General features: G+C 43.8%; 10 protein-coding genes and 1 pseudogene. 7 read left to right on the plus strand and 4 right to left on the minus strand.

Annotated elements, in window-relative coordinates:
• A pseudogene (locus tag ACRBG0_RS27890) lies at positions 1-1,231 on the plus strand (hypothetical protein); the annotation flags it as partial.
• A 9-nt stretch (positions 1,232-1,240) separates the two neighbouring features.
• Here ACRBG0_RS27890 and ACRBG0_RS27895 read toward each other — a convergent pair.
• Entirely contained in the window at positions 1,241-1,774 is a 534-nt protein-coding gene (locus ACRBG0_RS27895; protein WP_431490113.1) for a hypothetical protein, read from the minus strand.
• Between the two features lie 61 nt (positions 1,775-1,835).
• Entirely contained in the window at positions 1,836-3,671 is a 1,836-nt protein-coding gene (locus ACRBG0_RS27900) for an ABC transporter ATP-binding protein (protein ID WP_431490114.1), read from the minus strand.
• A 207-nt stretch (positions 3,672-3,878) separates the two neighbouring features.
• Between ACRBG0_RS27900 and ACRBG0_RS27905 the strand changes: the two genes are divergently transcribed.
• The 5 genes from ACRBG0_RS27905 (at position 3,879) to ACRBG0_RS27925 (ending at position 9,433) form a co-directional block, all read left to right on the plus strand.
• Positions 3,879-4,703 (plus strand): DUF6089 family protein, encoded by an 825-nt coding sequence (locus ACRBG0_RS27905; RefSeq protein WP_431490115.1) that lies wholly within the window; start codon positions 3,879-3,881, stop codon positions 4,701-4,703.
• A 151-nt stretch (positions 4,704-4,854) separates the two neighbouring features.
• Positions 4,855-5,307 (plus strand): arsenate reductase ArsC, encoded by a 453-nt coding sequence (locus tag ACRBG0_RS27910; protein ID WP_431490116.1) that lies wholly within the window; start codon positions 4,855-4,857, stop codon positions 5,305-5,307.
• 137 nt (positions 5,308-5,444) lie between these two features.
• Positions 5,445-7,481: a polyphosphate kinase 1 gene (gene ppk1, locus ACRBG0_RS27915; RefSeq protein ID WP_431490117.1), complete on the plus strand. Its 2,037-nt coding sequence runs from the start codon at positions 5,445-5,447 to the stop codon at positions 7,479-7,481.
• Between the two features lie 141 nt (positions 7,482-7,622).
• Positions 7,623-8,783: a DUF3419 family protein gene (locus ACRBG0_RS27920; RefSeq protein WP_431490118.1), complete on the plus strand. Its 1,161-nt coding sequence runs from the start codon at positions 7,623-7,625 to the stop codon at positions 8,781-8,783.
• Positions 8,784-8,788: 5 nt separating this feature from the next.
• Positions 8,789-9,433, plus strand: coding sequence for a class I SAM-dependent methyltransferase (locus ACRBG0_RS27925; RefSeq protein WP_020537691.1), 645 nt, complete (start codon positions 8,789-8,791; stop codon positions 9,431-9,433).
• Between the two features lies 1 nt (position 9,434).
• Here the strand turns inward: ACRBG0_RS27925 and ACRBG0_RS27930 are convergent, their stop codons facing one another.
• Both ACRBG0_RS27930 and ACRBG0_RS27935 read right to left on the minus strand, forming a co-directional pair.
• Entirely contained in the window at positions 9,435-10,472 is a 1,038-nt protein-coding gene (locus ACRBG0_RS27930) for an MlaD family protein (RefSeq protein ID WP_020537690.1), read from the minus strand.
• Between the two features lie 153 nt (positions 10,473-10,625).
• Positions 10,626-12,173 (minus strand): N-acetylmuramoyl-L-alanine amidase, encoded by a 1,548-nt coding sequence (locus ACRBG0_RS27935; RefSeq protein ID WP_431490119.1) that lies wholly within the window; start codon positions 12,171-12,173, stop codon positions 10,626-10,628.
• 48 nt (positions 12,174-12,221) lie between these two features.
• On the opposite strand from ACRBG0_RS27935, the gene ACRBG0_RS27940 reads away from it, so the two are divergent.
• On the plus strand, positions 12,222-12,413 hold a 192-nt coding region (locus ACRBG0_RS27940), incomplete at its 3' end, for a hypothetical protein (RefSeq protein WP_431490120.1).

The raw sequence follows: 12,413 nt of genomic DNA on the forward strand, positions 1-12,413 counted from the left end.
GGATGATTTGATCAATATCCTGGATGAGCGCACCGAAGAGGATTTGAAAAGCTGGAGTGAAATCTGGGTAAAGTCTGCCGGGATGCCTGTATTTACGATCGAAGCCATAGAAAAGGATGGCGAGCAGACACTAAATATAACACAAGAGGGAAAGGAAGGTCGCTATTGGTCGGAATCCACAGCGATTGCGTTGTTTTATGAGGATTCTGTGTCGTTGCTACCCGTTCAGTTACCTGCTGAACCACAGACTACGTTTGGTTCCTTGCCGGAACAGCCATTGGCGATCTTGCCGCATGCTTCTGCTATGGCTTACGGTTACTTTCCCCTGACGGCGCAAAGCCAGAAATACCTTTTACAAAACGTTTCAAAGCTAAGAAGCCCGTTCTTGCGTGGTGCCACATGGATTTGTTTGTATGAAGATATGCTCAGGCATCGCTTGCCGGTAGGAGAGTTGTATTTGGCATTGTTAGAAGGAATTCTCGAGGAGGAAGATGCTTTGAATCGTAATTATCTACTAGGCTTAACGGAAACCATTTTCTGGCAGTTTTTTACACCTACAGAAAGAGCACAATATGGTTTAGCACTGGAGGCAACCCTTAAGAAAGCCTATACTCGGGCAACAGATGCATCTGCCCAGTTGGCTTATTTTAGAACCTATTATCGAATTGGTCTTTCAAAAGAGGCGAATATTAGCCTGAAACAAATTTGGGAAGATCAAGAGGTTACCTCTATTCTGGCTTTATCTGAGACAGAAGCGATTGATTTGACCGCTGAATTAGCGTTGCGGCTACCGAACGAAGCACAACAATTGGTCGAAACTCAATTAGCTCGTACCAAGAACCAAGATAGAAAGGAGGAGCTGCGGTTTATTCAACCCGCATTATCTCCTGAAAAGGAAACACGAGACAGTTTCTTTGTAAGTTTATCCTTACTTGAAAACCGAGGTACAGAACCTTGGGTAGTTACTGCGGTAGGCTATCTTCATCACCCTTTGCGTACTAGTTCCTCGATCAATTACTTGCACCAGAGCTTGGTTATGATGGAAGAGATTCAAGCTACAGGAGATATCTTCTTTCCGCGACAATTTATTACTGCTACGCTTGGCGGCCATCAATCGGTAGCCGCCGCAGAAATAGTCAACCAATTTTTAGAAGAACGGCCGGATTATCCTCCTCGTTTACGGAATAAAATTTTGATGGCCGCAGATCTACTTTTACGGAGCCAGAGGTAAGAATGACGGTTAAAGTACTACCCATTGGTAACCCCAGCGACCAGTATTGATCTTGAGCGGGAGGGTATCTCCACGCTGAGCACCCGGAAAAAAAGGATGTTGCCCGTTTACTCTTACTAGTCGACCATCTTTAAAGAAAAAGAGGATAAACTGATTAGCCTGCTGTTTTGTTCCTGCGGGGTTTCCGAAACGACTGGAGTAACGGGCCTGTTCCGATTCAAATATTACAAGCGTTTCCTGTGCATTGTCAAGTGGAATGCCTAGTCGGTTAGTCCAGCTTAGAAAGAGTGGACAGAGCATTAAGCAGGTAAACAAGATACTGCTACCCAAGCGCATCTTTGCAACAGCGTCTTCTGGGACATAACTTGATCTGAAAAAGAAAAATAGCAAAACTGCAACTCCTGTAAATAAACCGATTAGTAAGCCTGTTCGCCAAAACATGCCCACCTGAAGGTAATTCATCATGACGGGTAGCTCCTGGGTGTAGGCTGCCACCATTCCTAATATGATTAATCCTACAGTTATCCAACTAAATTTACTCATAGGATAAGCACTAATTTTGTACTGTTCCTTAGACTTGTTCTGTCTCGGCAGAATAAGTTTCTTATTCAATCAATTCAAATTGTAATTTTGCGAGGTTGTTGTATACGCCGTCCTCTCGCATGGACAATTCCTGATGAGTTCCTTGTTCGACTATTTTGCCATCGTCAATAACGTAAATCTGATCTACTTCTCGAATGGTACTCAACCGGTGGGCGATGATAATACTTGTACGCCCCTCCATCAAACCATCAAGTGCAGTTTGTACCAGTCGTTCACTTTCAGCATCAAGGCTAGAGGTCGCTTCATCTAGTAAAAGAATGGCAGGGTCTTTTAAGATAGCTCTGGCAATAGCTACTCTTTGGCGCTGGCCACCAGATAATTTCACGCCACGCTCTCCTACAATGGTATCCAGTTCTTCAGGAAACCCACTGATAAATTCCCAGGCGTTGGCCTTCTTTGCAGCAGCAATAATTTCACTTTCATCTGCGCCTGGCTTACCGTAAAGAATATTTTCTCTGATAGTGCCTCCAAAAAGTAAAACCTCTTGAGGGACAATGCCTATATTTCTTCGATAAGCACTGAGTGGTAAATTGTTGATGTTTTTTCCTCCGATAGTGATTTGTCCATCGGCCAAAGGGTAAAAACGTTGCAGAAGTGCAACAATGGTAGATTTTCCACTTCCGCTGGCACCTACCAATGCAATTTTGTTCCCTGGTTGAATCTCTAAGTCAATGCCTTTAAGGACATCAATATCGGGGCGAGTAGGGTAGGTAAAGTGGACTTGCTCATAACGGATTGGGCCATCTAGCAGGATGTTCTCTGTTTTATCTGCATTCGGTTCTATCTCTGAGGTTTCTTCAAGTATTTCAAAAATACGTTCCGTAGCGCCAATGGCCGAAACAATTTCAGTATAAAAACTCCCCAGGCTAGCAATAGCAGCTCCAATGGTACCTGTAAAAACAACAAAATGAACCAGATCGCCAGGATCAAGGGTGCCTGCTTGCACCATGAGTGCGGCACGCCACATAATGAAAAACAAAGCACCAAACATTACAACAATAATAAAGGAGGCAAACAATCCTCTCATCTTGGCAGCTTTCAGAGCAATCTCTACTGCTCCTTGAAGTTTTTGAGAATAACGACCTACTTCAAACCACTCATTGGTATAAGCTTTAACAGTTTGTATAGTTTGCATGGTTTCTTCGACAACGACATTGGTTTCTGCAAGTTGATCTTGGCGAGCTTTCATCAGCTTACGGATATACCGCCCGAAAAACATAGCCCCTATAACGACCACAGGGAAGGTGAGTAACATGGTGAGCGCAAGGCGAGGCATCGTAAAAACAATGATAGCAATACCACCAAAGAGAATGATAATCTGCCGGATAAACTCCGCCAGGGTTGTGCTGATAACATTCTGAACCTGCGTGACGTCCGTCGTAATTCGTGAAGTGAGTTCTCCGACTCTGCGCTGTTCAAAAAAAGGAATACTTAATCCAATCAACTTACCGTAAATATCAGATCGTAAGTTGGCCATGCCTTTTTCGCTAACAATAGCAAAGAGATTGACTCGCCAAAATGATAAAAACCCCTGAAGACCAAGGAGAATTAAGGCAATTAAGAAGAGTTGATTGATGTTCATCCCTAATCCGGAGCTCCCCGGTAGACGGTCAGAGATACTGCTAAACCCTTCAGCTGAAGCCCCATTCAGAATATTAAGCATTTCGCCAGGGACGAGCATGATGACCAGAAAAATGAGACTTCCTACCACCAATGCGAGCATCCCCAGTATGAAAGGCCACTTGTAAGGCAGAACATATCGGAAAATCTGTAGCCCCTGTGCGAGACTTTCCTTGTTCAAGCTTTTCTTTTCTTTTTCTTCAGAATTATCTGCCATGCTGTTCTTGTTTCATTTTAACCCTCGTATAACATCAAAAAGGGCTTATGAGTTTCAACTGCAAAATTGATTAATTTTACCGCACTTATAGAGCGATGGGCTAGTTTTTTAATCATCTTACTGTCGTTTTTTATGTTTTACGATAAACGATTGTGTTACTTTTTTCCGTTACTGTGTCATATAATCCTGAAAAACAATATTTATCTTATGAGATTCTTACTCTCCCTTTGTATTTTATCCTTTGCTATTATTGGTACTGCCCAAAATCTTGAACTTGGATTGTGGGGCGGTGGAGCAGTCTATTCCGGCGACCTTTCTCCTACTGAATTTGGTGTTTACACCAAGTCTATAGAACCAGCAGGTGGTATTTTTCTACGCATGAACCCAGCCAAGGCTGTATCGTTAGAACTTGGCCTTAACCTAGGTAAGATAAGTGCGGAAGATGGTGTGACCAATGACAACACCACGAGGATGCTGAATTTTAGGACCAATATTACCGAGCTAGCTTTAAAAGCGGATATTCATTTATTCCGCCTGGGAAATCCCAAAGGGACCCAAGTGGTTCCTTACGTAATGGGAGGAGCTAGTGTCTTTCGGTTTAACCCAGAGGCTAATTTTGATGGCAATTGGATCGAGCTTCAGCCCTTAGCTACGGAAGCTCAGGGGGCACCCGGCTATGAAGATCCCTATTCATTGACAGACTTTGCTTTACTTGCTGGTGGCGGGATTAAATTTATTTTTAAAGAACGGTTTACCATTGGTTTAGAGCTAGGCGGTCGTAAGACATTTACGGATTACCTGGATGATGTTTCCGATACAGAAGTGAATTACCTTGATGTACTTGAAAATACTGGATCGCTGGCAGCTCAGCTAAGTAACCCTAGCATCAAAGACCCTGAAGTTGAAAACCTCACCTATCGTAGAGGAGGAGAATATGATGATTGGTTCTTTATGGGAGGAATATCTTTTTCTTTTGCTTTTGGAGAGGGCAGTGGGGTGAACGGCAGAGGAATTGGCTGTCCTACGTTCTAAAACATATTTCTTTGGTGATTTTTATGTCTCAGCTAAAAGCCTTGCGCTCAAGCTAAAACATTAGCCACTGAGTTGAAACGCCATTTTTTCCTGCATAGGATGCTGTCTAGATGTAAAGTTAATGTTAACTTTGCTTGGTAACCATACTGCAATGAGAAAAATTTTGGTGCTCTGTACGGGCAATGCTTGTCGGAGTCAAATGGCGGAAGCTTATCTCAGGTATTTTACCAGAGGCAATGCGGAAATCTATAGTGCGGGCCTTCAACCCGATCAGATTCACCCTTTAGTGGTAGAAGTAATGCTTGAAGATAATATAGACATGTCTTTTGCTCAATCTAAGCATTTGGGCGATTTTTCTGGTCAGCATTTTGATTACCTGATTACGGTATGCAAAAATGCGGAGGAGAGTCGGCCAGCAGATATTACTGCGGATCATTATTTCTTTTACGACATTCCAAATCCGGCATTCTCCTCAGTGGAAGAAGAAGAGGGAAAATTGTCTGTATTTATTAGCGTTCGGGAAGAAATAAAGCGCAAGATGCTTCGCTTTATAGGCCAACGGGATGAGTTTCTTGTGTTAGGTGAATCTTCTATGGAATTTTAAGATTCATGTACTCATAAAAAAAACGCCCAAGCTGAAGAGCTTGGGCGTTTTTTTTATGAACAACCCGTTTTTTAGAATAAACCCCAAAGAAGGAAGCCAAAGAATAAATTACCTTCGTGTAATTATTTAAAATACAGATGGAAAATACAGATTTTAAGTATACGTCAAGGGATATTAGTTGGCTGCATTTTAACTACCGGGTGCTCCAGGAGGCGATGGATAAATCGGTTCCCTTGTACGAGAGAGTTAAGTTTTTGGCCATCTACAGTTCGAACCTGGATGAATTTTTTCGGGTAAGAGTGGCTTACCTACGATCTTTCAAGTCATTGCGTAAAGAAGATCGGAAACGATTGCTGGATATCAAGCCTAAAAAAGTACTCAAAGAAATTTTAGCATTGGTGCAATGGCAGCAGCGGCAATTTGGTCGGGTATTCAGGGAAGAGGTCATTCCAGCCCTGCAAGAAGAGGGTATTTACCTTGTGACCCAGGATCGAATTGGCGCAGAGCAATTGAAGTTCATTCACCAATATTTCGAAGAAAAGGTTTTGCCTTTATTGGAGAGGAAAGCTTACGTAGAAGGAGAACCAGCTCCTTTCTTGGAAAACCGGCAGCTTTATTTTGTGATTGATCATGGTGAAGAGAAACCATGGGAAGTCGTAAATATTCCTAGCAACTTATTACCGAGATTTTTAGTTATCCCTTCTTCCAACGATGATTACGTAGTCATGTATTTGGATGATGTCATCAGGGCTTACTTACCTCAGTTTTTAGGCGAGCAGGAGCCTCGGGTTTACAGTGTTAAAGTATCGAGGGATGCCGAACTTTACATTGATGATGAATACAGCGGTGATTTATTAGACAAGATCAAAGCATCACTTGCGGAACGAGAAGTAGGCTTACCTACTCGCTTTTTATTCGACCAAACCATGCCAGAAAGCTTGGTTACCAACGTGCGGAAAGCCTATGGCTTGTCGAAATATGATATGATTCCAGGAGGTCGGTATCACAATTTTAATGATTTTTTCGGTTTCCCTGAACCAGCAGGCAAAGAGGATTTGCATGATCGTAAGCTTATTCCTCTGGCGCATCCTCGCTTTGAAAATGCGAACCACTTGCTTTCGGCCATCCGGGAACGAGATGAATTGCTGCATTTTCCCTACCAGGAATACAACTATATTCCACAGCTGATTAAAGAAGCAGCACAAGACCCTGACGTGCACACGCTAAGGATTACTTTATATCGGGTGGCTGCTAAATCAGACGTAGTGGATGGATTGCTTCAGGCTTTGGCCTTGGGGAAGAAAGTAGAAGTTTTTGTTGAAGCCAAAGCCCGTTTCGATGAAGCCGCTAATTTGTACTGGGGAGAAGAGTTGAAAAAAGCGGGAGCTGACGTTCGCTATAGTTTTCCAGGAATTAAAGTACACACAAAATTACTATTGATAGAGTGTACTAAGCAGCGAGATGTCAGTTATTTAGGAACAGGTAATTTCAATGAGCAAACTGCTCGATTGTATGCTGATCATGCCTTGTTGACGGCTGATGAAGAAATGACATTTGATGTTCGCCAAGTGTTTGAGTTATTAACCGGACGTTTGATTTTACCCGCGACCAAGCACCTTTTGGTTGCTCCTTTTGATCTAAGGAATAAGCTTGTCAAGAAAATCAACAGGGAAATAAAGCATGCCAAAGCAGGTAGAGAAGCTTTTATTCGCTTGAAAATGAATAGCCTGGAAGAACAGGGTATGATTGAAAAGCTTTATCAAGCGAGTAATGCCGGGGTGAAAATTCAATTGATTATCCGTGGAATCTGTTGTCTGGTACCAGGAGTGGAAGGGCAGAGTGAAAATATTGAAGTAATCAGTATTCTTGATCGCTTTTTGGAACACGCCCGTATCTATTACTTTTTCAATGATGGCAAGGAGGAACTTTTTACTGCTTCAGCAGACTGGATGAGCCGCAATCTTTTCCGGCGGGTTGAAGTGGCAATACCCATCTATGACCAACGCCTTAGACAGGAACTAAAAGATTTGCTAGATATTCAGTGGGCAGACAATTGCAAGGCACGAATCATCAATGCTAAACAAGATGATCGATATCGGCTAGCTGCTCCTGATGAGGCGATGAGGCGTTCGCAAGTTGATTATTACGAATACCTCCGGAGTCAATTGTCTTGAGTATAGGTTGTAGCTTAACAATAACTTCATCTATTGCGATTTCATTTAACGAAAACTTAGTTTATTCATAAAGTGTGGATAGATAGGCTTGGTCTTTGAGTGACTTAACTTCACCGGAATTTTAGACCAATACCGTTATCCGTGAAGTACGTCAACCATCTTCAAGACTGGCTTTTTCGCCTGGTCCATCAGAATAATCTGATCTATAATACTTGCTGGGAAGATCCTCGCTGCGATCGGCAGCTACTGGAATTCAATCAGGATAGCGAGGTCGTGATGATTACCAGTGCTGGCTGTAATGCCTTGGATTATTTACTAGATGATCCGAAGGTGATCCATACTATAGATATGAATCCCCGACAAAATGCACTGTTGGATTTAAAGAAAGCCAGCCTTGCCCAGTTGAGTTTTGAGGATCATTTTGCGCTGTTTGGCTCGGGTAAACACTCGGAATTTTCTTCCATTTATGCACAAGTTTTACGAGAAGAACTCCCTGGTTATGCACAGGAAGTTTGGGATCGTTCAGCCAATTACTTTTCTGGGAAAGCGGGGCGGAAAACAATGTATTACTACGGTACATCCGGTGTGTTGGCTTGGTTGCTGAGAGGATATCTCAAGGCACGGCCCAAAATTAACCGTGAGCTAAAATCCCTTTTTGGCGCCGAGACTTTGGAAGAGCAGATTCGTATTTATGATGAATTAGAACCTCGTTTGTTGAATCAGCTGGTGCACTGGGCGGTCAACCGCCATTTTACGATGTGTCTAATTGGGGTGCCTCAAAGTCAGCAAGCACTCTTTAAGGATGAGTATGAAAGAGGGATTACGGGGTTTCTTCAGGATTGCCTACGAAGGGTCTTCCGTACTTTGCCTATTAAAGATAACTACTTCTGGCAGCTGTATTTTCAAGGCTTTTATAAGCCAGATTGCGCCCCTAGTTACTTGCAAGAGGCGCATTTTGAAGTGTTGAAGAACCGAGAAAAGCGAATAGAGACGTATAACAATACGGTGAGTGGTTTTTTGCAAGAAAACCCTGGAGCTTACTCTCATTTTATTTTATTGGATCATCAGGATTGGCTCGCTGCTTATGACCTACCCGGTTTAGTAGAGGAATGGGAGCTGATCTTAGCAAATAGTAAGCCTGGGACGCGGATACTGATGCGTTCTGCAGCAGAAAAAATAGACTTCATCCCTGACTTTGTTCATGATCAAGTTGACTTTAAATCGAACGTGGAACTCGCTGAGATTCATGCGGTGGATCGTGTCGGTACTTATGCCAGTGTTCAGCTGGGAATTGTAAAATAGATCAGATGGGGATAATGACAAATCAAGAGGAGCACCAGCAGCAGGCAACAAGAATTCAGCAGTATTATGCTTTTCAATCTCGTATTTATGACCTCACACGCTGGTCGTTTTTATTCGGACGATCGGCAATCTTAAACGAGTTGCCTTTCGAGCACGAAGAGCCATTTCATCTACTAGAAGTCGGTTGTGGCACAGGGCATAACCTAGTGCGGGCACGCCATCTATTCTCTGAAGTGAAACTAACGGGAATGGACGTGTCCGGAGATATGTTGGCAAGAGCTAAGCGGAGATTTTCTTCTTCAGAAGAGGTCGTTTTTTTAGAACAAGCATACGGGAATAATTGCTATACCTGGACTGGTAAATTAGATGTGGTCTTGTTTTCTTATGCGCTTACGATGATCAACCCGCAGTGGGAAACATTGATTCACCAAGCATACAAAGATCTACGCCCCGGCGGGTATATTGCTGTTGTCGACTTTCATGACTCCAGCTGGACTTTCTTTAAAAAACACATGGCTGGCCATCACGTAAGGATGGACAGCCATGTGTTACCGGTTTTAAAAGATAATTTTTATCCGGTAAGAGAAGATATCAAATCTGCCTATTTGGGACTTTGGAAATACCTGCTTTTTGTAGGAAGAAAAGTTTAGGTTAATTATTTACCTCTTGAGCATCCTGTCGGTCGTATTTTTCAACTTTACGACGACTCTTAAGAGGGAAGTATCGGTAGGGTTTATCCTGAATATCAACCATAAGGGAATCTAACGAAAAGGAAAGTGCATTTAAATTGGTATAGAGTTCTTCATCCTGAAGGAGCATACCTAGTGTACCTTCACCATCCTTCAGTTGACCAACCAATTCGTCAACACCACCCATTGCAGACTTGGCAGTGACGAGTGTTTCGTTGAGTTCCGTGATGGTAGCTTTTGCTTGCATAACGGCCTCATCCAGACGGGCATTCACCATTTGTTGGCTGATACTGTCGGTATTAGCGATAATACTGGCAATGCTGGCTTTCTGTTCTTCAAGGGTACTGGTCAGGGTAGCCATATTATTCAGTGAGGATTCAAGTGCCGGAGAAGAACGCTGAAGCATCAAGTTCATTCGACCAGTAGCTTCTTTTAGGTTGGACATCGTTCCACGTAAGTCACGTACTGATTCCGCTAGAGGGCCTTCTGCATCTTCACTGAGGAATCCGTTGTTAAGGGAATCCGCAATTTCTTTCATTCCCTCTTTGAGTTGCTCAAGGTAGCTGGTAAGGCCCCCGTCTCCGAGTACGGATTCTACCAAACCGCGTGTTACTCCTTCAAAAATATCGCCATCCTCTGCGCATCCAGCTCCTCCCTGGCAGGGCTGATCGTATTCAAAGATGATAGCCATATCCCCCAATGGGCTGGTCGTAGCCAAAACGGCCTTAGTTTCTTTGGGCAGTGGCACTTCGCGCTCCAATGTAAAGGTCAGTTTTACCCGACGGTCTTCAACGCTTAGGTCGCGTGCAGAGACAGACCCTACGCTTACACCACTGATTTGAACGGGTGTACCTACTTGCACTCCCATAATGTCATCATAGTAGGCATAAAAAGTTTTGGACGAGCTGAAAATGTTACTTCCCTGGATATACTTGATCCCCCATAAGGTAATCGCAATAGCTGCTAAGGCTAAAACTCCGGTACGTATTTCTGAAGACATGCATTGTTAGTTTGGGGCGACAGGGGCAGCTTTACTGCGAACTGTGCTGATGCGCCGGCTAAAATTTATAAACAGCGCAAAAGTAATCAAAGTGTGTGGTTAGGAGAATTATTATCTCCATCGCAAGAGAAACAGTATAAAACCCAACTAGGTTTAGTTTCCATTCAATAAAGCTTTTGCTTCGGCAATGCTAATTCGTTGTCCTTGGAGGTACGCTACGAGGAAAGCATCTTGAAAGCCTTGCTGTTGTAGTACCGCACGGGCATTACTCGCTTCGTTCAGTTGGCGGAAATTTCTTACTTGGTATTTGTACATTTCTGCTTCTTGAACCACTTCAATCAAGTAATTGGCATTTTGCCAAACAGGGGTTCGAGTATCCAATGGCTGTGGAGCCGCCGCCAATTGCACGCAAAAGATGAGTCCGTCAGCAGTTTTGCTTGTTTCGTCATGCCCCAGCTTAGCTGCCCAGCTGGTATCGCTTGATCCCTTAGGTTGTAGCGCACGTTCACGGGCGGGCACAGGAGCGCTGTACCGCTCTTGAGCGGGCCTTGCTGGTGTGATTAATGGCTCTGCCTGCACATTGCTAGAAGGTGCGTTGGTTGTGCTATTGGAATAGGTGTAGGTTCCTGGTACTTCGGGGCGAGTAGTTGCTGGGGCCGGAGGTGGCGTGTAACTTACGGTAGCCGGAGTAGTTCCTTTTCCTGGCACTTGAGGCGCGTTATTTGGATTGTTTTGAGAAGAGCTGTTGGGTGTTTCTTCTTTTGCTATAGCAAAATTAACAGGTTGAACTGGAGCAACTTCTTCGCCTTCGAGCAGTGCCTTGTATTCGCTAAATGCAGCGAGTAGCGCATTGGCCATGAGCGCTTGCCCTTCGGCAGAATCAAGAAAAGCTTCGTCTCCTTTGTTGGTAAGAAAGCCTGTTTCTACCAAAACGCTGGGCATGGCTGTTTCTTTTAATACTACAAAACCCGCCTGCTTTACGCCTCTGCTTTTTCGTTCAGCAGTGACGTGAAAGTGGTGCTCTACTCTTTCTGCAAAAAGAATACTTTGCTCAAGAAAGGCATTCTGAAACATACTCAGCAAAATGTGACCTTCCGGAGAATTAGGATCATAATCGTAATTATGCTCATAGTTTTCTTCCAACAGGATCGCATTGTTCTCCCGCTTGGCTACATCGAGGTTGTGCCCTGCGGTGTGTAAACCCATCACGTAAGTCTCGGTACCAGCGGTAGCACGATTATTAGGAGGCATGGCATTGCAGTGAATAGAAATAAAGAGGTCGGCATGAGCCCTGTTTGCGATGGCTGCTCTTTCATGTAATGGAATGAAAACATCTTTGTCACGGGTGAGAATCACTTGTATATCAGCGTAGTTGGCTTTGATATTTGCTGCAAAAGCTTTGGCAATGGCCAGTGCGAGATGCTTTTCATGAGAGCCTGCTCCTGAGCATCCTGGGTCGTGCCCACCGTGGCCAGCATCGATAACAATGGTTTTAATCCGAAAAGGAGGCTTGGTGTTTGCCAACTTTAAGATACCTTTGAGCCGTTCAGCCAAGGCTTCGGTCTTTTGTTCAAGTGGATACTTCCCAGTAGGAAGTTCTAATTTAACGCTTGCTAAAGTATTGTTAAAAAACGCAGCTTTGAGCGGCGAAAACAATAGAAGCAGCGTTGAGAAAAGGATTAGTTTCAGGGTTTGTGTCATTGGTGGCACGTTAAGTCCGGGGATGTTTAGATTTCGAATCATAGACAATTGAAGACAAAGTTACTCTTTTCATTTTGGTTCTTCCTAGTATTCAGCATCTTGTCTGCTCAGGATACTACGTTGGTGCAACAGGATACCTTTCCAGAAACCATTCAAGTGGATACGCTGGGGCAGGATTCTAGCCTGAGCATCAGTCTTGGTGTACCTGTTTCCCAGGATGCTCTGGAAGCTGCCGTGGAT

Origin of the sequence: Lewinella sp. (genome assembly GCF_050633125.1) — a bacterium.
In the GTDB taxonomy this organism is placed as follows: domain Bacteria; phylum Bacteroidota; class Bacteroidia; order Chitinophagales; family Saprospiraceae; genus Lewinella.

What these genes read in the sequence shown, in the direction of transcription:
- ACRBG0_RS27895 (WP_431490113.1), bottom strand. Translation starts at nt 1,774, where the DNA reads ATGAGTAAATTTAGTTGGATAACTGTAGGATTAATCATATTAGGAATG.
- ACRBG0_RS27900 (WP_431490114.1), bottom strand. Translation starts at nt 3,671, where the DNA reads ATGGCAGATAATTCTGAAGAAAAAGAAAAGAAAAGCTTGAACAAGGAA.
- ACRBG0_RS27905 (WP_431490115.1), top strand. Translation starts at nt 3,879, where the DNA reads ATGAGATTCTTACTCTCCCTTTGTATTTTATCCTTTGCTATTATTGGT.
- ACRBG0_RS27910 (WP_431490116.1), top strand. Translation starts at nt 4,855, where the DNA reads ATGAGAAAAATTTTGGTGCTCTGTACGGGCAATGCTTGTCGGAGTCAA.
- ppk1 (WP_431490117.1), top strand. Translation starts at nt 5,445, where the DNA reads ATGGAAAATACAGATTTTAAGTATACGTCAAGGGATATTAGTTGGCTG.
- ACRBG0_RS27925 (WP_020537691.1), top strand. Translation starts at nt 8,789, where the DNA reads ATGGGGATAATGACAAATCAAGAGGAGCACCAGCAGCAGGCAACAAGA.
- ACRBG0_RS27930 (WP_020537690.1), bottom strand. Translation starts at nt 10,472, where the DNA reads ATGTCTTCAGAAATACGTACCGGAGTTTTAGCCTTAGCAGCTATTGCG.
- ACRBG0_RS27935 (WP_431490119.1), bottom strand. Translation starts at nt 12,173, where the DNA reads ATGACACAAACCCTGAAACTAATCCTTTTCTCAACGCTGCTTCTATTG.